Raw genomic sequence first — 23,447 nt, forward strand, 5'->3', positions numbered from 1 at the left:
GATTGTCAAATCTCGAATGAAGGGCGGATCTGCAAGTGATGAATACTAAAGAATGGAACCTAGAGCAGGAACGGTTAAATCAGGTTGTACGGGAGCTGGAAGCGAGAATCATTGAATTGGAACCGGAGGTTACTGGGCTGCATGATCAGGTAACAGGTATTCGCCGTCGTTTCTGGGAAGAAGTGACCGTCAACACCAATACGCATGAGGACTTTGAAGAAACGTTTTACAGCATAAGGCAGCAGGAGGCGCTATTGTCAGAGCGGGAGAGAAGCCACAAGCTTCGCTTGCAGCAGTTGAGGAATATGAAGCGATTACTGAAATCGCCTTATTTCGGCAGGATTGATTTCAAGGAAAAAGGGATGAGCGTCACGGAGAAGGTTTATATTGGCGTTTCTTCCTTTGTAGATTCGGAAGGGATGGATTTCTTGGTTTATGACTGGCGCACGCCCATAGCAAGCATGTATTACGATTATGAGCCTGGAGCGGCCAGCTATGATACACCCAGCGGACAGATCGCGGGTATGATGACGCTTAAGAGACAGTATCAAATTCGGCAAGGTGAGCTGTGCAATGTGTTTGACACAAGTCTGACGATCGGGGACGAACTATTACAACAGGTGCTTGGTCAAGGTGCAGACCATCAGATGAGGAGTATAGTAGCCACAATACAGAAGGAACAGAACGCAATTATTCGTAACGATACCAGTCGAATGCTGATCGTTCAGGGTGCAGCAGGCAGCGGCAAAACTTCAGCAGCGCTTCAGCGGGTTGCATATCTTCTCTACAAGCATCGGGAGAGATTAAACGCAGATCAAGTCGTTCTATTTTCGCCCAATCCGATGTTCAACAGCTACGTGTCGACTGTACTGCCTGAGCTCGGCGAAGAGAATATGCAGCAGGTGACCTTTCAGGAATATCTTGATTATTCGCTCAGCGACACATTTCATCTCGAGGATCCGTTCGATCAAATGGAATATGTATTGACAGCACAACGATCTCATGAAGAAGAGTACGCAGCAAGGTTAAGCGGTATAAAATACAAAGCTTCCGAGGGATTTCTAAATGTGATACAAAATTATGCAAATTGGCTTACGCACGAAGGGATGCAATTTAGAGCCATTCGGTTTCGTGGACGTGATCTAATCTCAGCAGAGCAAATAGAATCTAAATTCTACAGCTATGATGCTTCCATTCGACTTGCCAATCGGATTGCTCTGTTGAAGGAGTGGCTGCTAAGTGAACTTCGTATTCTTGAGAAAAAAGAGCTGGAAGCTTCTTGGGTACGAGATGAGCTTGATTATCTTGATCAGGATGCATATGCCGAAGTATATCGTGAATTGCATAACGAGAGGGCGGTCTTTGACTTTGCCGAACAATATGAAGAGGTCAGAGAGAGATTAAATAACCGGCGCAGGGCGGATGAAGGGGATTTTGATTTCGCCGATCGAGAGGAAGAGCTGCTGCGAGTAATGGTTGTGAAAGAGAACTTCTCACCTGTAAAACAAAGTGTAAAGCGGTTGTCATTCATTGATCTAGCTCAGATATATTCGAATTTATTTGAGGAAGAGCGTGTGTTTGGGCAGATGGGAGATCAAGCAGATATGCCGTCATTATGGCCGCAGATTTGTCAGCAGACGAGGGATAAGCTCGGGCAGCTTGAATTATTTTACGAAGATGCTACACCCTATTTGTTTTTAAAAGAGCTCATTGAAGGCGTGCGGACAAATACCCAGGTGCGGCATGTGTTCGTTGACGAAGGACAGGATTATTCGATGTTCCAATATGAGTACCTCAAAAAAATGTTTCCTCGTGCTCGAATGACGATTTTGGGTGATTTCAGCCAGGCCATCTACACGCAGGCAACGGAGCTGCATGGTGTGGACTCCCCCCTCATTCGGCTATATGGTGAAGCAGACACAAGTGTATTTCACCTGGTTCGGAGTTATCGTTCGACGAGAGAAATTGTTGAATTTACCAAAGCGTTGCTGCCCGAAGCCAAAGAGGTCATCCCTTTTGATCGCAGTGGCAGGAAGCCTGACCTATATAGAGTTGAAAATGGAGAGAATCGGATCATTCGTATTGCTGAGCACCTCACTTCTCTTAGGGAAGAAGGACTCACCTCGATTGGTATCATTACAAAGACGGCAGCCGAGAGTAAAGAGGCATATGAGCTGCTAACTGCAAGTGGCTGCCAAGATGTGAAGCTGGTAACGAAGGGTACGCTCACCTTTGAAGCGGGTGTGTCGATCATCCCTGTCTACTTGGCAAAGGGTGTGGAATTCGATGCTGTCCTTATCTATGATGCGTCTGCTGATAGTTATCAACAGGAGAGTGAGCGTAAGTTATTTTATACAGCCTGTACACGTGCGATGCATCGGCTGCTGCTCTATTCAACAGGAGAATGGACACCATTCGTCCAATCACTGAATGCAGATTTGTTTGTGGTGACCCAGTCATAACGAGTGCTGTTCGTAGCTGCTTTGAGCCATCCCAAAAGATGACTTAGCCTTAAAAAATGACCACTTACCGTAGAACGGCATCTATTTTCCAATTTACGGATTAGATTATGTATATAAATACATGAATCGAAAGGTGGTTCACACGTTGAGAATTGTCATTAGCATTTTGGCAGGAATCGTCATTATTGCTGTATTAGGATGGGTCATATTAGCTGTGATGAATAGGCCGTTGTCAGAGGAAGAAGCCAGTGAACAGATCCGCAGCCATTTATCCAAAATCGTCAATAACAACCGTGACTTATCGAGTGTCTTACTAACGATTTACTCCAACCAAACGGGATACCATGGACAATTTGCGGTAGGAACAATAAACCGTTCTTCACAAAAACCTGTTCATGCTGACAGTCCGTATCATTCTGCCAGTATCGGTAAAACGATGTGCGCTGCTGTCTTTGGTTTACTGGTGGATGAAGGCAAGCTTGAATATGAAGATAAGATCAATAATTGGCTCGATCAGGATATACTTGAGAGATTATTTGTGATAGACGGCATAGATTATAGTGATCAAGTAACGATTAGACATCTCTTGAACCATACTTCAGGAGCTGCAGATTACTTTGAGGGTCCCGTACTGCACGGGGAACCGATGCTGACAAGAATCTCATCAGATCCAGATCTTGCCTTCACTCCCCAGGAACTCATCTCATTCACAAGAGATTATCAAGAACCCGTGGGAATTCCGGGTCAACAATTTTATTATTCGGATACGGGCTATATTTTGCTTGGACTTATCCTGGAAGCGGTGGAAGGTCGGCCTTACTCGACAATTTTAGAAGAAAAAGTATTTAAACCATTAGGCATGGATCATAGTTATTTGTTCACTAAGGATCGACCGGCGGCGGCTGAATTACTTGGAATCTACATCAATGATATTGACTTTAGCAGAAGAGATGCATTATCGGTTGACTGGGCAGGCGGAGGAGTGGTCACGACGATGAATGACTTATTAAAGTTCATGCGAGCACTGGAGGATGGAGAATGGTTGTCTGATGAGGTATACCGTCAGATGACGAGCTTTGATCAGCAATATGAAAAAGGGATTCATTACAGCATGGGCATGATGTTATTTGATTTTAGTGAGCTGTCATTTCTGCTGGGCTCAATGACCGATCTGTATGGCGGTGTCGGCGCTACTGGGACTTATATGCTCTATGATAAACAAAAGGATACGTATTTTATTGCGAATTTCGGTTCTCTGGAATACAAGAAAAAAGGGATTGAGGAGTTAATAAAAATCAGGATGATCTATGATAGGATGGTTGTAGAATAACGAATTTTGTATGCTGTCAATAGGAGACTTCGGATGGTTCAATTGATATGTTCAGATAAGGTTCGGGATAAATTAAGGCAAGAATTGATCAAGTATCAGATAGAAGTCTCGCAGGACAGCAGTATTGCACTCGTAGAACGAGGTCATGATCTGCCCAAGGAGAAGCTCAGTATTGTTTTTGATGCACTGGATTATATGGATGTAATTAAGCTGCTCGTGTCCGGTATTCGTGATGATCATCAGATCAGGAATACACTAACCGGATTTCTGGATAATAAATTTGCAGTCATCGATCCAACAGATGTCTTATATCTAGAAGCGGGATCGGAGGGGATTATGGCCTATACGGTCAAAAATCAATATAGTATCAAAGAGACGCTGCAGTATTACGAGAACCTGTGGGCAGCAAAAGGATTTGTCCGGATCAATAAATCCCAGCTTGTGAATCTGCTGCATGTCAAAGAGATTATTCCTTGGTTTAACTCCAGATATGTCATTCGTATGGACAACAACACAGAACTAGAAGTATCTAAGATGTTCTCGAAGAAGCTTAGGAACACACTTAAAATATAGGAGAATCACGATGGAAAAGATTCATTATGCAAACATTATAAAGTCATTTTTTCTGGGCCTCTTCATGGGTGTGATTCTCCAGTTTCTAGACACATCAGATACAGCGTTCACCTATAGAGCAATGGTTGTACTGGCCAGCGGAAGTATAGGGCTCATCATTGGGTTCCTTACGGAATGGGTCACAGCTCTTCTTCCGATTAACATTGCAAATCCTCGAACCTACTTTTTCATTAACAATTTGATTGCCCTGCTGGTGACGGCATGCATAATGATTACTTTTTATATGTTAAGCAGAGGCGAAATAGAGAACAGAGGAGAATTCACCACGTCCCTGCTGATAGTGCTTGCCATCATTTGTATTGCGAATGTATTGGATTATGTAATGTACCGACGAGCGCAGAAAAGGTTGGAGAGGTTTAAGAATGTAGTTAAGAGGAATAACCTGTAGCTGAGAAGCGTTATGTCATAAATAGGGCATGGATCGACAGCCCACTTCACTAAAGGATATCTAGTGGTTTGTTTTTGTATTGAGCATTACAACAAAACAGCAGCTTTTGGCTGCTGTTTTTACTTTATATCAGGAATACAACCTATACTGCCTTTTCAATCTCGCCTAAGACCACGCCTTCTTTTACCGATCTCGCTCTGTTAATGGTATACAATATGAGTCCAAGTATGATCCAGCCAGATCCGAGCAGAAGAGAAGAAAGCTCAAGCAAGGTGATCAGATAGAATACAAATCCAGCACCAATAAGCGGGAATGCAAGGCGGAATACGAGGTCTTTAGATTCTCGCTGCTTATTCCGGATTATGTAATGGAATATGACAGATAAGTTTACGAACAGGAAGGCGGTTAGTGCTCCGAAGCTGACAAACATGATGGCAGTTTCAAGACTGATAAATATAGCGAACAAGGAAATGATGCTGACGAGTACGATGTTAAACACCGGAGTCCGGAATTTGGGATGAATGGAGCTGAATTTGCTTGGAAGCAGGGAGGATCTGCCCATGACCAAGAGAAGGCGTGACACCGTAGTCATGGAGGCCATTCCTTGCGCAAGTATGGAGAAGATAATAACAAAAGTGAAAATTGATGCAAGTAAACCCCCGCCAATCATCTGCATGAGTTCGAATCCGGCAGCGTCGATATGACTAAATGTGAGGGAGGGATATAGCTGCTGAATGAGGTATGCTGTCACAAAATACATGATTCCTGCAGCGATCACAATAATCATGATGGCACGAGGAATGGTCTTCTTGGGGTCTTTGGTTTCTTCCGCCATTGTTGTAATCGAATCGAAGCCAAGAAATGAAAAGCAGACAAGGGAAGCACCGGCCAAAATAGAGGAGAAAGAAACTCCCGTCGTGCTGCTCAGTGGATTCAATCCGGCAGTAAATCCTTCAGTTACTGCTTTGTAGGCAAGAAATGCGCAGAAGCTGGCGATAAACAAAATTTGCATCATTACAAAAATCTTGTTTATGTTGGCAGAGGTCTTTATCCCGATTATATTAATGGTCATGACGACAAGCGTCAGCAGGATGATCCATACATAAGAGGGTACAGTCGGGAACTGGGCATGTAGATTAATGCCAAACATCAGAACCGCGACAATACAGGAGAACAAGTAATCCAGCAATATGACCCAGCCGACGATGAAGCCCATAAAAGGGTTCATTGCTTTACTTACATAGGTATAGGCAGAACCGGATACAGGAAATGCCCTTGCCATCTGACCATAGCTTGCTGCGGTAAATAAAATCGCTGCAAAGGCCAGAACATAGGCTGCCAGCAGCATCCCTCCTGAACCTTCATGAAGCACGCCGAAGCTTGTGAAGAAAATCATGGGGGACATCCAGGCAAGTCCCATGGTCACAACATGAGTGAGTGATAGGTCTCTTTTTAGTGTTATGGTTTGTGACATATACATCCTCCTCCAATAGCTTATTTATCCGCAAATTCTCGCATGTCATTTCTCCTCACATTGTTTCAGGGTTTTTTTCAAAAATCAAGCATTATTTTTGATGATAATAGAATCATATGTTCTGATTTAGTGGAAAACACAAGAATAATAGTACTTTAATGCAAATAAATTTGAGGTATTTCTTTATTTTCCGGAAATATATATTGCATTATCGGATATTTAGAGTTAGTATTTATGACATCAACAATTACATACCAAAGTTTTCTAGGGTTCCGGGTCGTATAATCGACTGGCTGGTCCGAGAGAAAACGCATCAGCAGCTTATCTACTGATGTACACGGCGGGAAAAAAGCCCGGGAGAATCCATCAAAGTGTTCTTTGATGTTTCTCCCGGGCTTTTTTATATTTATTTGCACATAGGAGGAATGAGATCATGACAGCATTATTCTCAATTACAGTAGAGCCGGGCGGCAAATGGTCGGCGTATGTGGGCAGAGGTAAATCCATTACCTTTACAGCGCAAAGTGACAGAGCCAATCTGTCCGCGTTATTATTTCACGCACCTTATCCATCGGAAAGATACAATATGCCAGATACGCTAAAAGCTCAGCATACTGCATTTTTGACACAAGGACATGTGTTAATGAGTGATCAGGGCAGAGTACTGGCCTCGATTACTGAGGATTCGGTTGGTTGGCATGATCCGCTCTCCGGATATACAACAAAGCAAATGACGGATGACAAGTATGGTGTCACAAGTTATCAGAAGAATCGGAACCAGCGGCTGCGAAATGGGGAAGAGAATTTGATTGTGGAAATGTACAGTCACCATTTGTCTCCGCGGGATTTGAGCTCCCCCATCAACTTCTTCTCGAAAGTCATCTGTGAGCTGGACGGAACGATGAAGTATGTCTCTCAATCCACGGCAGGTAGATCGGTGACCCTTCGAACGGAAATGGATGTGCTGCTGGTCTTGTCTAACACGCCTAATCCATTAGATCCTACGACAAAGTATCCTGCATCGAGTGTTCAAGTGGATGTCGCGGATGCGGCGCCTGTTACTGAAACCGATCCATGTGTAACGCTTTGTGATGAGAACAGACGAGCGTTTGAGAATACCTGGAATGCTTACGCATTGATGAAGGGAGCGAACGAATGATGAGTACAATTAATCCTAATCCCGTAACAAGCAGTCTCAAGCCAGAAGATGCAGTATACAAACAGATCATTCCGGCAGGTGAGGGCTGGCTCTATGATCTGAAGCAGGGGCAGGTGCTGCGAATCGTTGATGTGGAAGGGAATCAGGCCGTGGACACCCTTTTTTATTCAAGTGAGAATCCAACCGATCATTATAGTGCTGTACGCACCATATCAAATCAGGGCAATATTTATCTAACAACAGGCTCCACATTGCTGGCTGAATCCGGACAGGAGCTGCTTCGCATTACGGCTGATACTTGCGGCAGACATGATACGATCGGAGGAGCTTGTTCGGCGCAGAGCAATACGGTACGTTACGCACACGACAAGCTGCCGATGCATAACTGCAGAGACACCTTCATGCTGATGTTATCTGAGCGGAGTGAGTACACCAAGCGGGATCTGGCTCCTAACGTAAATTTCTTTATGAACGTACCTGTTACACCGGAAGGTGAGCTGACTTTTGCAGATGGAATCTCTGGTCCAGGGCGATATGTAGAGCTCATTGCTCTTGTGCCCGTAACCGTGCTGATCAGCAATTGTCCGCAGCTGAACAATCCGTGCAATGGCTATAATCCTACTCCGGCGGAGGTTCTAATCTGGGAAGCGAAAGGGGAGCAATTCGATGTTTAAAAAAGTACTTGTTGCCAATCGCGGTGCTATTGCGGTTCGAATTATTCGCACATTGAAAAAGATGGGGATTTCATCTGTTGCTGTCTATACGAAGGCAGATCGCGACAGCCTTCATGTCGAGCACGCGGATGAAGCGGTTCTTATCGGGGATGGACCCGCTAAGGAAAGCTATGTGAATGCAGAGCTCATATTGAATACGGCTCTAGAGTCAGGTGCGGACGCCATCCATCCGGGATATGGGTTCCTGAGCGAGAATGCGTCCTTTGCCCAAGCCTGTTCGGATCATGGGATTGTCTTTATCGGCCCATCTGCAGAGCATATTGAGCTCTTCGGACTAAAGCATACAGCACGTGCCATGGCGGAGGAAGCGGGTGTTCCGCTTCTTCCAGGAACCGGGCTGATCGATACAATTGAAGCAGCCGTACAGCAGGCAGCAGCGATCGGTTATCCTGTCATGCTGAAATCAACAGCAGGCGGTGGAGGAATCGGAATGCGGATCTGTGAGGATGAGTTTGTTCTCCGAGCGGCCTTTGATTCGGTAACTCGCCTCGCGATAAGCAACTTTAATGATGGCGGCGTTTTTCTCGAGAAGTACATTGCCAGAGCGCGTCATGTGGAGGTACAGATCTTCGGAAGCTCGAGCGGTGAAGCAGCAGCTCTTGGCGAACGAGATTGCTCTGTACAGCGACGAAATCAAAAAATCATTGAAGAAACTCCGGCACCACAGCTTCCTGAACATGTGCGGTCAGCGATGCTGGACAGTTCACGCAGGCTTGCTGTGACAGCAGGTTATCGGAATGCGGGTACGGTTGAATTTTTGTACGATCCAGAGCATGAACAATATTATTTTCTCGAAGTGAACACTCGTCTTCAGGTAGAACACGGCGTCACGGAAGAAGTGCTGGGTATAGATCTGGTGGAATGGATGGTAAAAGAGGCAGCGAATGAGCTTGAATTATTAAATACAGATATGCCTCAGTCCAAGGGTCACAGCCTTCAGGTTCGTTTATATGCCGAGGATTGTGTCCATGATTTTCGTCCAAGTGATGGCCTGATTGATGCGATTCATTGGCCGGAGGGTGTACGTGTGGAATCCTGGATTCAAAAAGGTGTGGAGATCACGACGCTGTATGATCCGATGCTGGCCAAGATTATCGTCCATGCAGATACAAGATCTGAAGCCATTGCGAGAATGACAGAGGCTTTACAACGTCTTCGTATATATGGAATCACTACAAATCAATCTTATATTGAGGCATTCCTCCAAACCGAGCTCTTTCAAAAAGGTGAAGTCTACACGCGCATGCTCGGCGGATTCATGCCTGAAGAACGTGCGATCGAAGTGTTGGACGGTGGTGTGCAGACGACGGTACAGGATGTTCCGGGGAGAACGGGATATTGGGATATTGGTGTACCCCCTTCAGGGCCGATGGACCGCCTTGCTTTTCGGATCGGCAACAAGCTCCTTGGTAACAAGGAAGAAGCGCCAGGTCTTGAGCTGACTCTTCGAGGCGGAGAATATCTGTTCAGGGAGAAGATTACATTCTGTATCACGGGTGCTGATATGGGGGCAGAATTAAATGGTGTGCCTATAGAATTGTACACACCGACGGCAGCACCTGCAGGGGCGATTCTTAAATTTGGTGAAGCTAAGAAGGGGATGCGAGCTTATCTGCTCGTAGCAGGCGGTCTTGATATGCCTCTCACATTAGGTAGTGCATCGACCTTTACACTAGGCGGCTTCGGAGGACATACGGGGAGCGCTCTGAGAGCCGGCGCTGTTATTCGTGTATCCAGCCAGACCGATGGAGGAACGCTGCAGCCACTTGCTGAAGGTTCGCGTCCGATGTACACAAGAGAATGGACCATTGGAGTTATACCGGGACCGCATTGTACGTCAGAGTATCTGCTTCCTGCATATTTGAACCAGTTGACAGGAACAGAGTGGGAGGTTCATTTTAACAGCTCAAGAACAGGTGTGAGATTGATAGGCCCTGCGCCGCTGTGGGCGAGAGAAGACGGGGGAGATGCAGGACTGCATCCTTCAAATATCCATGACAATGCTTATGCGGTTGGTGCGCTGGATCTAACGGGTGATATGCCTATATTACTCGGACCGGATGGCCCAAGTCTAGGTGGATTCGTCTGCCCGGTAACAACGGCATCGGCAGAGCTGTGGAAGATCGGCCAATTAAGTCCAGGGGATAAGGTACGATTCCAGCTGATTACGGTAGAAGAAGCAGAGCAGCTAAGATATGAGCAGGAGCAGTACTTGAATTCTCTATCACGAGACTCCGTATTGCCATTGCTGCCAGAGCATTCTACGGGAGAATACATGCCTGTACTGGCATTTGATGAGGAGCATAGACGGTTTCCAATTACCGTCCGTTGTTCCGGGGATGAGAACATTCTGATTGAATATGGAGATCGTGAACTAAATCTTCTCTACCGCTTCCAGGTGTATGTGCTCATGCAAGCACTGCAAGAAAACGGAGAAATTCCTTATATTGAAATGACACCTGGCATTCGTTCCTTGCAGGTTCATCTGGATGCTTCAAGGATGACCGTCAAAGAAGCTGCAGCTCGAATCATGGAGATTGATCTGCAGCTTCCGGAATTAGAGTCCATTGAAGTGCCTTCTCGGATCGTGAAGCTTCCTTTATCCTGGGATGATCCGGCGACGAGGCTGGCCATTGAACGTTATCAGCAAAATGTTAGACCGGATGCACCTTGGTGTCCGAGCAACCTAGAATTCATTCGCAGAATGAATGGACTTGGTTCCTTGGAGGAGGTTACGGAGATCGTATTTAATGCTTCTTATCTGGTGATGGGACTTGGCGATGTTTACTTGGGAGCCCCTGTTGCCGTACCGCTAGATCCAAGACACCGGCTAGTCACGACGAAATATAACCCGGCGAGAACATGGACACCGGAGAATGCGGTAGGAATCGGTGGAGCTTACCTCTGTGTGTACGGTATGGAAGGCCCTGGAGGATATCAATTTGTCGGTCGAACCGTTCAAATGTGGAACAAATTCCGGGAAACAGACAATTTTGAACAAGGCAAGCCATGGCTGCTTCGTTTCTTTGACCAGCTTCGCTTCTATCCTGTATCCGAGGAAGAGCTGCTGCAGATGAGAGAGGATTTCCCGAGAGGCGAGTTCAAAGTAGAGGTTGAGGAGACGACCTTCAAACTGGGTGAATATTTGCACTGGATCGAGAGCATCGAGAATGAGTCAGGTGAATTCCGTCATCAGCAGCAATCGGCCTTCCAGGCAGAGAGAGCTTATTGGAAGGAGCTTGGTATTGCTGAGTATGTAGCTGAGCCTGAGGTGCATGCTTCATTTGGAGAGGAGGAACTGCCCGAAGGGAGTCTCGGAGTTAACAGCTCGATGTCGGGTAGTGTATGGAAGGTATTAGTGGAAGAAGGGCAGCAGGTTAAGAAAGGCGATACTATTATAATAGAAGAAAGTATGAAAATGGAGTTTCCACAGACGGCTCCATTTGACGGAATCATCTCATCTATTTACGTAACCTCCGGTGACCAGGTTCGCTCCGGTGACTGTATTGCTGCAATTACACCGATTGAACAGGAGGCGACAGCATCATGACATGGAATGCCGTACCGTTTAACATGACATTGGAATCCTTACGGACAGGGTATTTGAACCAGCAGTTTACACCGCTTGAGGTTATTGAGGTCATTATTCAAAGAGCGGAAGAAGACAAAGACAAAAATATATGGATCTTGCCGCCATCCATTGAACGGATATCTTCATATATACAGCAGCTGCAGCATTTAGATGTGGCGGAACACCCTTTATGGGGAATCCCCTTTGCCATAAAGGACAATATCGAGGTTGCCGGCTGGCCTGTGACGGCCGGGTGTCCGGACTACTCCTATACTCCAGCTGAGCATAGCGAAGTCGTTGCGAGATTGATTGCAGCCGGAGCTGTTCCTGTCGGCAAGACGAATCTGGACCAATTTGCGACCGGTCTCGTCGGTACAAGAAGTCCCTATGGAGAAACACATAACGCACTGAGGAAGGAATTGATTAGCGGCGGCTCCAGCTCAGGATCGGCTGTAGCTGCTGCACGGGGGCAATGTGCTTTTTCACTTGGAACAGATACGGCTGGATCGGGTAGAGTTCCAGCAGCATTAAATGGATTGGTAGGCTATAAGCCGGCTGTAGGTGCATGGCCGTCTGCAGGCTTGATTCCGGCTTGCCGAAGTATTGATTGCATAACCGTGTTTGCCCACAGTGTTGAAGATGCTGAGAAGATCGATCACTTGGTTCGCGGTAAAAAACAAGGTGATGCGTATTCCAGAGATCTTCCGCTTGGAAATGCTGTGCTGCCTGAGAAATGGCTGCTTCCCCGAGGAGAGCTTACCTTCTATGGCCCTTTTGCTGCTGCGTATAAGAAAGGATGGGAGGAAGTAAGATGCAGCATCACTTCATCCGGGCTCCAAGTGGAGGAAGTCGATATTTCCATCTTGCAGGAAGCAGCAGCACTGCTCTATGAAGGACCCTTGGTTGCAGAGAGATGGTCTGATCTTGAGTCATTTATTGAAGCCAATCCAGACGCTGCCTTCCCCGTAACAGAGCAAATTCTTAGGTCTGGAGCCAGAGAAGATTTTACTGCCGCCGCATTGTTCCGTGCACAGCATAGATTGGCTGAAATGAAAGAAATAACTAGGGAAATGATGACAAATGGTGTCTTGGTTCTTCCTACATGCGGAGGCACGTGGACACGTGAGCAGGTTCGTATCGATCCGATTCATACTAATAGTCAAATGGGACTTTATACGAATCATTGCAACCTATTGGATCTGAGTGCAGTTGCTATTCCAGCAGGGAAGGCGGAGGAGGATTTACCGTTTGGAATTACGTTGTTCTCACTGCCCGAAGAGGAATCAAGGATGGTCGAGGCAGCGAAATGGTATCAGCAGCAAGAGGAGCACGTTACGATTGCCGTGTGTGGACTTCATATGAAAGGTATGCCGCTGGAGAAGCAAATGACCGCACTTCGTGCCGAGTTTATTGAAGAGACCTATACCTCTTCACATTATCAGCTGTATAAGCTGGATACATTGCCTCCGAAACCGGGTCTGGTTCGAGTGAATCATAACGGAGCGGCGATTCAGCTTGAGCTGTGGAAAATGCCTGTGGCCTCGTTCGGTCGATTTACGGCTTCTATTCCATCTCCCCTTGGAATTAGCAAGATCGAACTCGAGGATGGGAGATGGGTATCTGGATTCATATGTGAAGCAGCGGCAGTTCAACATGCGCTGAATATAACAGCTTCCGGCGGCTGGAGACATGCTGTCGTTCATAACTAACCTAATGTATTGGAAATAATGCCTATACTCCTGATGATTTCATGAGTATAGGCCATTTTCATATTGATTATTACGACTGATGCGTCTTCATTGTTATAAATTGTAAATAAATATTTATTGAATTTTATTATAAAGTGTGTATAATTCTAACCATAAGTTAATAACCAAATGTTATCTAGGGTTCCGCGATGATGTATCGGCTGGTCCGAGAGATAACTCACAGCCTTACGGCTGTGTCACGGAGGGATAAAAGCCTGGGAGATAAACTGTCTGAATGACAGTTTGTTTCCCAGGCTTTTTCATATTTTAGCTGCATTTGAAAAATAATACATGCAGTGTAATTTTAAAAAGGAGTGTGATACACATGAACAAAACGTGGTTGTCTGTTATTATCGCCGCAGTGTTTGAAGTAGGTTGGGTTATTGGGTTGAAGCATGCGAGCGGGATCCTCGAATGGGGGGCTACCGTGATTGCCATCATCGTAAGTTTTACCTTGATGATCAGAGCTTCCCGCTTCCTGCCAGTAGGTACGGTATACGCCGTATTCGTTGGATTGGGCACCGCAGGTACCGTGCTGGCTGAAATTATACTGTTCGGCTCTCCTGTGCAACTGGAGAAGATGGCGCTGATTGTATTGCTGCTGCTAGGTGTCATTGGACTTAAAATGCTGAGTAAAGAAAAGAAGGAGGCAGCGTAAATCATGGATTGGTTTTATCTTATATTAGCGGGTCTCTTCGAAATGTTCGGTGTTCTTATGATTAACAAGCTCAACAAAGATCGGAATGTCGTCTCATTTCTACTGCTGGTCGCTGGATTTGGACTGAGCTTCTTGTTCTTATCTCTTGCTATGAAAACTCTGCCGATGGGAACAGCATATGCGGTATGGACAGGAATAGGGGCATCGGGTGGAGCCATTTTGGGTATGATTTTTTACGGTGAGCCAAGGAATATTTTAAGAATTGTGTTCATTGCCATGGTACTGGGATCAGCAGTTGGATTAAAGCTGGTCAGCTGACCCGATTTCAGATTCTGATCTAGAAGCGGCCCATTCTTGGGTCGCTTACTTTTTGTACCTATTAGGTTTTGAAACCAAATCAACGCATGATTATTTCAACATATGAAAAATTCATAATAGTAAAACGCAAAATATCTATCACATTTACATATTACCAAACTTATATCGAATCTATATCCTTATCATTAGAAAAAGGGATTGCACAAGGTCTAGATAAAATGCAACTGTAATTTTGCAGCGAAGTACGTAAGTTTACATAATATTTACTATGTGTCTACTTAAGCAGCTGCAATAATGTACTATAGGCTCAATAATCCAAGATGTATGATATGAGGACCACATATGGAGAGAGGTTCTTGTGAATATGACATCTTTTCTGATCTATTGCATCATCGCGACATTTACTCCGGGGCCTACCAATATCGTCATTATGTCGACGGTACAGCAATACGGAACCAAAAGAGCAATCCAATATACGTATGGGGCGACGATAGGTTTTGCCTTATTACTGCTCTTATCTGCTATATTAAATTCAGTGCTGACAACAATACTGCCTAAAATATTGATTGTCATGCAAATCATTGGAAGCTTGTATATGGTGTATCTTGCTTATCTGATCTGTATGAAGAAGTCATCTGACGCAGGTCCCAGGCAGCTGGCTACGTTTTGGTCCGGCTTACTTATGCAATTTCTCAATCCTAAGGTAGTGCTGTTCACACTGACAGTTATACCGACTTTTATCATGCCCTATAATAACTCAGCAGCGGTAATGATGTTTGGTATTATGGTTATTACACTCGTCGGATTTGCGGCATTTATGACATGGGTTATCTTCGGAACTTTGTTTAAAGCATTTCTGCAGAAACATCAGAAGCTCGTTAACTTGATCATGGGGATCTGTCTCATGTATGCAGCATTCATGATATGGATATAAGCAAGTGAGGAGGTATGACGAATGGATCAGTTTATATATAAAAAATCAGCAGGCATTATAGTCTTATCAGCGAATATGACCGAGTTTAAATATAAAAAACATGCACATGAGGAGTATGCCATTGGTGTTACGTTGCGAGGTATACAGCATTATACTTTGGATGGAGGCTTACAATTATCGTATCCGAACGGGGTCATGATATTTAATCCGGAACAGGCTCATGACGGGATGGCTCATGATCATTCGGGACTGGAATATGTGATGCTCTATGTGGAGCCCCATTTATTTTTGGAGGCCGCTCATCAAAAAGATGTTGTACAGTTCTCACAGCCTATTGTGTATGATCGCATGCTAAAGCAGCAAATATTAAGCCTGTCTTATCACGTGTTAAATGAGAAGGATGAGGCACTGTGTAATGAATTGTTTCTCTCCCTTACAGATCGTCTATTTCAAGTCGATTCTATCGCTATCGCTGATGCCAAACAAGACAACAGGTTCATCTCCATTGCAAAGGATATGCTTCGTGCCAATCTAGATCAGGTTCTCATGCTGGATGATATATGCAGGGAACTGGAGTGCTCCAAATTTCAGTTTATTCGGATGTTCAAAGCCCATACTGGCATTTCACCGTATCAATATTTTCTGAACTGTAAAGTAGAACGTGCGAAGCAGATCATTGAAGCGAGCAGAGATATTTATCTCGCCGTAGCTGCCTGCGGATTCGTTGATCTCACCCATTTGAACAGGCATTTCAAAAGTGTGTATGGCTTAACCGCATATGAATATATGACTCATATACATAGGTGATGGCCTAATAACTATAGCTTAGCTTGAAAGCTGTGCATTAATGAACATGATCTATATGCGGTATATTCCTAGCCTTTCCTCTATCTCGATTGAAATTGCAGCAGGCACTTCACGCAGCTTAATATCCTTACCTAAGAAGAGCAGCCAATCTGTTATCTCAGTGAGCTCTTCCGGGTGATGAGTATTTACGAACATCTTAAGCAAGGCCGTGGTTTGATATGGATTGGTATAGGATATGGAGACTTGGAGCGGATGATATTTTTTATATTGCGTAATTGCCTTAGGACCAAGCTCAACAACAAGATTATTGACTTCCTCCTGCTTATTTAATTTCCCAAGGATTTTTTTCTTGCTTTCTCTTCTCTTCACAGGGTAGGTCACCACGTCAAGCAGATGATCGACAGGGATGATCTGCCTATTTTCTTCCTCTAAATTAAACCCTTCGATTAGCCACACACTTTTCTCACGGTACAAATGCAAGAGATATATAGGGTAGGATCTTATTTCCGTCGCTTCCTTAACGGTAACCAGCAAATAACAATCGGACAGCAATATTTGAATCAGCTTCTCTAATACAGGATGCGGCAGATCCGACAGATCAAGCAGGTCAGGATTATGAGGGTTCGTACCTTCAAATCGCAGTATTTGATTCAGAACAACAAGATCCTCCTGCAGGTTCTGGGAGAGGAGACCGAGTAATTTTTCAGTTAAAGAGTGGCGGCTCTTTAGATAAGGAAGCTGTTGGTTTCTTGTTGCCATAAATGCGATAAATAGAGCTTTGATCTCATTATCAGTAAAGCGAACCGTAGGAAGCACGGAGTTATTCATTACATAATATCCCCCGTCTCTTCCAACCTCGGCGACAAGCGGCATGCCCATGGCTTCAATCTCTTTAATGTCCCGAATCGCGGTTGAACGAGAAATATTAAATTCTCGAATGATTTCCGAAATCGTAAATTGGGCACGGTTGTTGATATATCGCATGATGATGTTTATTCGTTCTACTTTTTTCATCCGGCACCTCTAAACAGTATCATTTTTTGACATGATTAAAGTTTATTATAAACCCATCAAGTGAAAACTCAAATTATAACAAAAAAAGAAGAGGAAGGTGCTTAACATGAGCAACTATGTAATCGAGGAAAAAGAAAGCTTTATCGTATTGGGAATTGGCACTGAGCTAAAGAGTGACTATACGGATTATGCTGGTATTCATAAGGAGAAGACGGAATTCTGGAGCACGATTGAGCAGGATGGCAGATTTGAACGTTTAAAATCAGTGGCCGAGAATGAGTATGTATTCGCTGTAAACGAAGCCGTAAATAACAAAATGATGTACTATGCAGGTGTAATGACAGAGGCAACGCTGCCAGAACAGACTCGAATCATCCAATTTCCTGAAGGTGAATATCTGGTTGTCAGAGGAGAAGCGAACACACCCGGAGAACTCAGCAGCATGCTCACAGGCATTGCCTTCGGTCAAGTACTGCCGGAAGTGAACGAAGTTGCTTATGTCGGAGGCCCTAATGCTACGGTTGAAATGGGAGAACGAGATGGCCATGTTTATGGAGAGATGTGGATTCCTGTCGTTAGAAAATAAATAAAGTGAGGTGGAATAAATGTCCTATATTGTAGACTATACCTGTGTGTCCAAAGCTGGCTTGGAGTCTTCAACCGCAGCTGAAGCGCTTGCCGGGCTGCGCGCCAATGAAGCTCGATATTTTATGAACAAGTATAAGCACGTGTTTACGGTGATTCCTGCCAGCGAGAGCCAAGACACACTGGATTATGTGAACCGTATAATGCGTGAAGAACGTGACATTCGCTTTGCAGCTAAGCCTTTGGAAACCTCGCGATTCCAGGTGGAAAATATGAAGTTTGCTTATGTATTTTACGACAACGGTCTCTCGGTCAATGTAATGTATGCAGTCGATGATCCCAAGAAGCGTGCGGTTGGATTCAAGCTGTCGGAAGGAATTGAAGTGCCAGAGGAGCTGGAAGGGAAGTTCAAGTTCGCGAGGCAAAAATCGAAACTGGCCGGCACCATTCGCGGATCATTCTTCGTCATCAAGGGAGAGTATGAGATAGAGAATAGATAAGGTGCATGATTAGATCAGCTCAGCTCAAAGTCTGCTTCCTTGCAGAGCAATTGGGTCTGGGCTGTTTTTTATTACTTTGGTTTTGATAGGTGTTTAATCATTTTACAATAAGTGTAGTTTAAAAAAACATTCCACATACAAATCATCGTTATGATGAATTCACAGTACTTACATACAAGTTGCATACAAAATAAACTTAAGAGGTGTATGATCATGTCGATGATATTAGAGCATTATCCGAATAACCGTGTACTTCCGTTTGAAGGGGTATTGAACTTCCGTGATATGGGTGGATATGAGAGCATGGACGGCAGGAAGGTGAAATATGGTCTGTTTTTCAGATCGGCGGAGCTTACCGGAATGACAGCTAAGGATGTAGAGCTGTTTACATCACTTGGTATCAAGACGATTTTTGATTATCGAACAGATAAGGAAGCAGAGCAGAAGCCCGATCCCTTGTTTCCAGGCATATCCAATCTGCGGTTTACGGTGCTGGAACAAGAGGTTCCTGTAGATGATAAAGAAACGTATCATGCAAGCTATCTAAAGAGCATGACACCGGAAGCTCTGGAAGCGATGTATATACAGATGGCGATCAAGAATGAATCCTACCGAAATCTGATGACGACGATCATGAACACAGACAATCTGGGCATTCTTCATCACTGCGCAGGTGGACGTGACAGAACCGGTGTGGGCGGAGCACTCATCCTGCTGGCACTAGGTGTCCCTGAAGAAACGATTATCGAGGACTACCTGATCTCTAACACCACGCTTATTCCGATGAATAATAAGATGAGAGAACAGCTTGCCTTCGTCCTATCGCCAGAAGAAGTCGATGAGGTCATTGCCAATCTTGAGCTTCGCCGGGAATTTATGGAGGCTGTATTTGCAACGATCAAGAATAGCTATGGGACCATTGAGGCATTCCTGGAACAAGAATTTGGTATGACAGCAGAGCTGCGAGCACAGCTGCAAGATTTCTGCTTGGAGTAAACATCTGAACCATTCGTAGAAATAGATTCGTAAAACAGCTCAATTCCAGTTCACTGCGGTTCTAGCAGTTAAACGGAGTTGAGCTGTTTCTTATTTTTTATATGGGGTCCATTCGATAGCTAGTACCCTTATCCTCAGCATCATCATGTAATCTGCGCATTCGGTAAGCATTCATAGCGAATTCACGGAGCTCTTCAAGGATCGTATAGTTCGCCCATGCCCCTGCAATAGCACCGATTCCAGGCACCATCTGCAGCATTTTCCGAAAATCAATCGCATCTCGGTATTCCTTCTGAAAGGACTCCCAGTCCATATTCTTGGAATAGTCAGCGTCAGAGAGCCATTGCTCCTTCTCGATATGCCAATGCTTGATGGAATCGAGCAGATCGGCACGGTTCTCAGCACCCGAATAGGTCATCTGAAATACCTTGAGAATAAATATTCTCTCGGAGAACTGCTTGGTGTCATAACCGTACACATGCGCGGTTTCGAACAAATACTTCATTTTGATGCCGATAAGAGCCGGAAAGTCTACCATACTGAACATAATTCCGCCCGCACCGGTTCCAGCACCTTCAGCTACCGCGATTTTTTGGTAGAGGGTAAACAGTTCCTTGGCTTCCTCATCCGCAGTTGCTAGATCTAAACCATGCTGAACTGAACGTCTCGGTGTATATTCCGCGCCAAAAAGTGCTGTACGAACAATGGATTTGATGGTCGTCGTTATAACGGTGTGCACCTTCGGAGGGATGATGTGGTTAATTCGAGTACCGATTGTTTTCGATGTTTTTTCGAGCCATCCTGGTGGTTTAAAGAGCTGGCGTTCCCATTCTTCTACTTCTTTCTGAAGTTTAACCTCATCATTCATTCTTAATCGCTCCTCTAAAAGTCTTGGCTCTATTTTAATGGATAATTCGCTGCAGCGGAACAGACCATAGCAGGTTAGCAGACTCGACTAAAGTCCAGTCTGGCATGACATAGCACCTCTAATTACTTGTCTTGACCATAATCGTTGCTCCCATGCGTTTATCCGGTTATAATTTTCTTACATTATTTGAATTGGGGGTTATACCGTGGCAATGTTGGCAGCAGTGCTGGATTGCTCGTTCACTAGAACGCCTTACGCAAAGCCTGAATAGGGCGAGCTTTGTGTAGGGCGCAATCAGGATCATAGCTAGACCGCCCTTGTTATCGATATGCTTTGCCCGCATTTGGCTTTGCACCTTATTCATTTACGACTATATAATAAGGGGCTAAAGACGATGCAAACACCATTTATTCAGAATCATCAATATAATGAAATTAAGAAACAAGTAAACTTCCTGTTGAAGGCAATGCGCACCGTTGCGGATCGGAAGGTGCTGGATACAGTCAGAAGTACGACAGTCAGCAACGCAATTGCGGCTTTTGACGAATTGAACGTTGAAGAGCTTCATCTTTTGGAACAATTGTCTAACCACGAGGCGGCACATGAGCTGCAGAATTATTTGGATAGCCTGAAAGCCTATATTGTGCCATTTCCACATGTGACACAGAAACAGATACAGAAGCTGTTCCCGAAAGTGAAGAAGCTCAAAGTACCGGATCTGGAAATGATCGATTACAACCAACTGTCTTAGAAAGATTTATTCTTACGGTTCGGAAATAGAATTTGATATGAAGTGGAGCAGAGTGCCGATCGGTAATGCTCCACTTTTTCATAAAATAAACCACTTCATAATTTAGGCAAGCTATTATCTATTACTTGATCTATACATACAAACAACAAAGATAATGAAGGGAAATACAGCGAGTGAATATTGTTGAAGAGATGATTACCAAGGGTGTAAGTATTCGATATGAACTTGGAGTGGAGTCTTTAAAGGATGAGGAATATCGTATAGAGTGTATCCATCGTGCACATACGATATTGTGTTCGATTTTAACCCGGAGGATGATGTGACCTTCATACATCGCACATTCCATGATGTAAAGGACAAGCCAACAGATAAGATTCGCTTAAAGCGATTCTTCAGAGCGCGAATGAAACAGCTGCGATCTCACACATCTACTCATTGGTATGAAGAACAGGATGAAGAAATGTATATTCGACAATGGGCTGTGGATGTCAAAATGAAAGATATCCGTATTGCCTATGTCATTGAATGTATCTACAACTCAGATTTTGCGCGAAAACCAACTCCCGATGGTCAAATCTATCTTTATAATAAGAGAAACGGCATACTGTTTCATATGTATGATGATCGCGGATGTGATGTTTGCAGCTTGGATCAAAATGTCTTGTTACCGCTCTATCACCTGCATCGAAAATGGATCTTGGATTACGACCGATACGACATCGATCAGCTTTTTAATGAAGGACTAACGGGTATTACTGAGACAAAGGAAGAGAGAGAACTTCGACAGAAACTGAATGACCAAAAAGTAACTGACTCCAAAATGGATCTTAATATAGTTAGCGAGCGAGAAAGCCCACTCCTTTAGGGGTGGGATGAGAGCGAGTTTAGAGCAGGTGTATCTTTTCAGACGTTAAATGTTCCAATATTAACAAAAATACCGTTTCAGTTTTTATCGGTAACTGATACAATGGATATATGAATGATTATAGAAGAACCCACACTACCGTATCGTTAATTAATTATCACTTTGTTTTTTGTCCTCGTTATCGAAGAAATATATTTCTCAATTCAAAAGTAGAAGAAAGATTTAAATCAATTGTTAAAGATGTTTGTGCTCAGTTGGACATACAAATTATCGCCATCGAAACAGACAAAGATCATGCGTATCTTTTTTTGAATGCACTTCCCAGACTAAGTCCATCTGACATTATGGCTAGAATCAAAGGAACAACTTCAAAAATATTAAGAGAGGAACATAAGCACTTGGCGCATTTACCTTCGCTTTGGACACGTTCATACTTTGTAAGTACAGCAGGTAATGTTTCGAGTGAAACAATCAAACGATATGTAGAAGAGCAAAAAACAAGAGGGTGATTTTCATGCAACCCATCACAGTAAAAATTCGCTTTTTTCCGAAAGACATATCCGGTTTAAAGGAACTGAGTAAAGAATATATTCGTACTGTTAATACTTTAACTGAACGAGCCGAGATAGAAGGTTCATTCCCTAAAGTCACAACAAAGAATATTGAAGCTGCTCTCCCCTCAGCGGTGTTGAATCAAGTTATTCGTGACGCTAAAAGCGTATTTAGAATAACAAAGAAAAGAAAAAAACGCCCCGTTCTGAAGAGCCAACCTACTGTATAAATAACCAAAACTATAGCCTAGATCAATCTTCACTTGCTTTTCCGATAATGGTCAACGGAAAAGCGAAGAAAACCATCTTCCCCGCCCTAATAACAGAAAGAGACAAAAAAATTCTCCAAGCAGCCAAATTAGGGCTAATGCGCGTCGTGGAGAAATCAGGGAAATGGTTCGCACAAATCTCCCTGGAAGTGCCAACCCCGTCTCAAAAGCCAACAAAAGAACAATTGATGGGTATTGACTTAGGATTAAAAGTACCGGCCGTTGCAGTAACTAATGAAGGTAAGACAAAGTTCTTTGGAAACGGAAGAGAAAATAAATTTATGAAACGAAAGTTCCGCAAAACAAGAAAGTGCTTAGGAGAAAAGAAAAAACTTAGTGCCCTTCGCAAGTTGCATGATAAAGAACAACGGTGGATGAAAGATAAAGACCATAAAATTAGTAGGGAAATCGTTAATTTTGCGGTAGATAACCAAGTGTCTATTATTCGATTAGAGCAACTAACTAATATAAGGAAGACGACAAGAACAAGTCGTAAAAACGAGAAGAATTTGCATACATGGTCATTTTATCGCTTGGCTCAATTCATTGAATATAAGGCGAATATGGTAGGAATTAAAGTAGAGTATGTGGACCCAGCGTATACATCACAGAAATGTCCTGCTTGCGATTCAAAAAACAAAGTAAAGGATAGAAAATATGCTTGTTCATGTGGTTATAAAACCCATCGAGATAGAGTGGGTGCAATCAATATTATTCACGCACCTGTGATTGGCGGTAACAGCCAATCAGCCTAAGATGCTATACGCACTGTCTTAGGATGGCTGATGGCACAGCCTCATCTTGAGGTCATACTCCGATACCGGAAACGGAC

General features: G+C 44.1%; 21 protein-coding genes, 1 pseudogene and 2 riboswitches. Of the genes and pseudogenes, 19 read left to right on the plus strand and 3 right to left on the minus strand.

What is annotated here, in order from left to right; genetic code table 11:
* Window positions 1-38 precede the first annotated feature (38 nt).
* The 4 genes from helD to BK126_RS17545 all read left to right on the plus strand — a co-directional run bounded on the left by helD (window position 39) and on the right by BK126_RS17545 (window position 4,813).
* The gene (gene helD, locus BK126_RS17530; RefSeq protein ID WP_076313839.1) at window positions 39-2,462 is read left to right on the plus strand and encodes an RNA polymerase recycling motor HelD; all 2,424 of its coding nucleotides are present in this window, start codon (window positions 39-41) and stop codon (window positions 2,460-2,462) included.
* Between the two features lie 145 nt (window positions 2,463-2,607).
* Window positions 2,608-3,792, plus strand: coding sequence for a serine hydrolase domain-containing protein (locus tag BK126_RS17535; RefSeq protein ID WP_076313840.1), 1,185 nt, complete (start codon window positions 2,608-2,610; stop codon window positions 3,790-3,792).
* Window positions 3,793-3,825: 33 nt separating this feature from the next.
* The gene (locus BK126_RS17540; RefSeq protein ID WP_076313841.1) at window positions 3,826-4,365 is read left to right on the plus strand and encodes a LytTR family DNA-binding domain-containing protein; all 540 of its coding nucleotides are present in this window, start codon (window positions 3,826-3,828) and stop codon (window positions 4,363-4,365) included.
* A 10-nt stretch (window positions 4,366-4,375) separates the two neighbouring features.
* On the plus strand, window positions 4,376-4,813 hold the full coding sequence (locus tag BK126_RS17545) for a hypothetical protein (protein WP_076313842.1): 438 nt from the start codon (window positions 4,376-4,378) through the stop codon (window positions 4,811-4,813).
* A gap of 142 nt (window positions 4,814-4,955) precedes the next feature.
* On the opposite strand, the gene BK126_RS17550 is transcribed toward BK126_RS17545, so the two are convergent.
* A complete protein-coding gene (locus BK126_RS17550) occupies window positions 4,956-6,287 on the minus strand; it encodes an APC family permease (protein ID WP_076313843.1) in 1,332 nt (443 codons plus the stop codon).
* A gap of 253 nt (window positions 6,288-6,540) precedes the next feature.
* Window positions 6,541-6,649: riboswitch (guanidine-I (ykkC/yxkD leader) on the plus strand.
* 71 nt (window positions 6,650-6,720) lie between these two features.
* Between BK126_RS17550 and BK126_RS17555 the strand changes: the two genes are divergently transcribed.
* The 8 genes from BK126_RS17555 to BK126_RS17590 all read left to right on the plus strand — a co-directional run bounded on the left by BK126_RS17555 (window position 6,721) and on the right by BK126_RS17590 (window position 16,216).
* Window positions 6,721-7,446, plus strand: a complete 726-nt coding sequence (locus BK126_RS17555) for an urea amidolyase associated protein UAAP1 (RefSeq protein WP_076313844.1) — start codon at window positions 6,721-6,723, stop codon at window positions 7,444-7,446.
* Window positions 7,443-8,120, plus strand: coding sequence for an urea amidolyase associated protein UAAP2 (locus BK126_RS17560; RefSeq protein ID WP_379262183.1), 678 nt, complete (start codon window positions 7,443-7,445; stop codon window positions 8,118-8,120). The genes BK126_RS17555 and BK126_RS17560 overlap by 4 nt, the downstream gene beginning before the upstream one ends.
* Complete coding sequence (gene uca, locus BK126_RS17565; protein WP_076313846.1) at window positions 8,113-11,730, plus strand: urea carboxylase; 3,618 nt, start codon at window positions 8,113-8,115, stop codon at window positions 11,728-11,730. The genes BK126_RS17560 and uca overlap by 8 nt, the downstream gene beginning before the upstream one ends.
* Window positions 11,727-13,460, plus strand: a complete 1,734-nt coding sequence (gene atzF / locus BK126_RS17570; RefSeq protein ID WP_076313847.1) for an allophanate hydrolase — start codon at window positions 11,727-11,729, stop codon at window positions 13,458-13,460. The genes uca and atzF overlap by 4 nt, the downstream gene beginning before the upstream one ends.
* Before the next feature lie 164 nt (window positions 13,461-13,624).
* A riboswitch (guanidine-I (ykkC/yxkD leader) is annotated at window positions 13,625-13,723 on the plus strand.
* Window positions 13,724-13,824: 101 nt separating this feature from the next.
* The gene (locus BK126_RS17575) at window positions 13,825-14,157 is read left to right on the plus strand and encodes a DMT family transporter (protein WP_047910280.1); all 333 of its coding nucleotides are present in this window, start codon (window positions 13,825-13,827) and stop codon (window positions 14,155-14,157) included.
* Between the two features lie 3 nt (window positions 14,158-14,160).
* On the plus strand, window positions 14,161-14,475 hold the full coding sequence (locus BK126_RS17580; protein WP_047910279.1) for a DMT family transporter: 315 nt from the start codon (window positions 14,161-14,163) through the stop codon (window positions 14,473-14,475).
* A 358-nt stretch (window positions 14,476-14,833) separates the two neighbouring features.
* Window positions 14,834-15,409 (plus strand): LysE family translocator, encoded by a 576-nt coding sequence (locus BK126_RS17585; RefSeq protein WP_076313848.1) that lies wholly within the window; start codon window positions 14,834-14,836, stop codon window positions 15,407-15,409.
* 21 nt (window positions 15,410-15,430) lie between these two features.
* A complete protein-coding gene (locus BK126_RS17590) occupies window positions 15,431-16,216 on the plus strand; it encodes an AraC family transcriptional regulator (protein WP_076313849.1) in 786 nt (261 codons plus the stop codon).
* Between the two features lie 51 nt (window positions 16,217-16,267).
* On the opposite strand, the gene BK126_RS17595 is transcribed toward BK126_RS17590, so the two are convergent.
* Entirely contained in the window at window positions 16,268-17,230 is a 963-nt protein-coding gene (locus BK126_RS17595; protein ID WP_076313850.1) for a helix-turn-helix transcriptional regulator, read from the minus strand.
* 106 nt (window positions 17,231-17,336) lie between these two features.
* On the opposite strand from BK126_RS17595, the gene BK126_RS17600 reads away from it, so the two are divergent.
* The 3 genes from BK126_RS17600 to BK126_RS17610 all read left to right on the plus strand — a co-directional run bounded on the left by BK126_RS17600 (window position 17,337) and on the right by BK126_RS17610 (window position 19,311).
* Window positions 17,337-17,816 carry a GyrI-like domain-containing protein gene (locus tag BK126_RS17600; RefSeq protein ID WP_047910275.1) on the plus strand — a complete coding sequence of 160 codons (480 nt, stop codon included), beginning with the start codon at window positions 17,337-17,339 and terminating at the stop codon, window positions 17,814-17,816.
* A 19-nt stretch (window positions 17,817-17,835) separates the two neighbouring features.
* Window positions 17,836-18,315: a phage tail protein gene (locus BK126_RS17605; protein ID WP_076313851.1), complete on the plus strand. Its 480-nt coding sequence runs from the start codon at window positions 17,836-17,838 to the stop codon at window positions 18,313-18,315.
* 213 nt (window positions 18,316-18,528) lie between these two features.
* Window positions 18,529-19,311 carry a tyrosine-protein phosphatase gene (locus BK126_RS17610; protein ID WP_179085561.1) on the plus strand — a complete coding sequence of 261 codons (783 nt, stop codon included), beginning with the start codon at window positions 18,529-18,531 and terminating at the stop codon, window positions 19,309-19,311.
* A 97-nt stretch (window positions 19,312-19,408) separates the two neighbouring features.
* On the opposite strand, the gene BK126_RS17615 is transcribed toward BK126_RS17610, so the two are convergent.
* Window positions 19,409-20,179 carry an EcsC family protein gene (locus BK126_RS17615; protein WP_076313852.1) on the minus strand — a complete coding sequence of 257 codons (771 nt, stop codon included), beginning with the start codon at window positions 20,177-20,179 and terminating at the stop codon, window positions 19,409-19,411.
* Between the two features lie 394 nt (window positions 20,180-20,573).
* Between BK126_RS17615 and BK126_RS17620 the strand changes: the two genes are divergently transcribed.
* From BK126_RS17620 to BK126_RS17635, 4 genes and pseudogenes are all read left to right on the plus strand, one after another.
* Complete coding sequence (locus tag BK126_RS17620) at window positions 20,574-20,930, plus strand: hypothetical protein (protein ID WP_076313853.1); 357 nt, start codon at window positions 20,574-20,576, stop codon at window positions 20,928-20,930.
* 265 nt (window positions 20,931-21,195) lie between these two features.
* Window positions 21,196-21,795 carry a DUF3885 domain-containing protein gene (locus tag BK126_RS17625; protein ID WP_076313854.1) on the plus strand — a complete coding sequence of 200 codons (600 nt, stop codon included), beginning with the start codon at window positions 21,196-21,198 and terminating at the stop codon, window positions 21,793-21,795.
* Between the two features lie 110 nt (window positions 21,796-21,905).
* Window positions 21,906-22,304, plus strand: a complete 399-nt coding sequence (tnpA, locus tag BK126_RS17630) for an IS200/IS605 family transposase (RefSeq protein ID WP_076313855.1) — start codon at window positions 21,906-21,908, stop codon at window positions 22,302-22,304.
* A 5-nt stretch (window positions 22,305-22,309) separates the two neighbouring features.
* Window positions 22,310-23,370, plus strand: a pseudogene (locus tag BK126_RS17635) (RNA-guided endonuclease InsQ/TnpB family protein).
* Window positions 23,371-23,447: the final 77 nt, after the last annotated feature.

The sequence above is a fragment of the Paenibacillus sp. FSL H7-0326 genome (assembly GCF_001955535.1).
In the GTDB taxonomy this organism is placed as follows: domain Bacteria; phylum Bacillota; class Bacilli; order Paenibacillales; family Paenibacillaceae; genus Paenibacillus; species Paenibacillus shunpengii.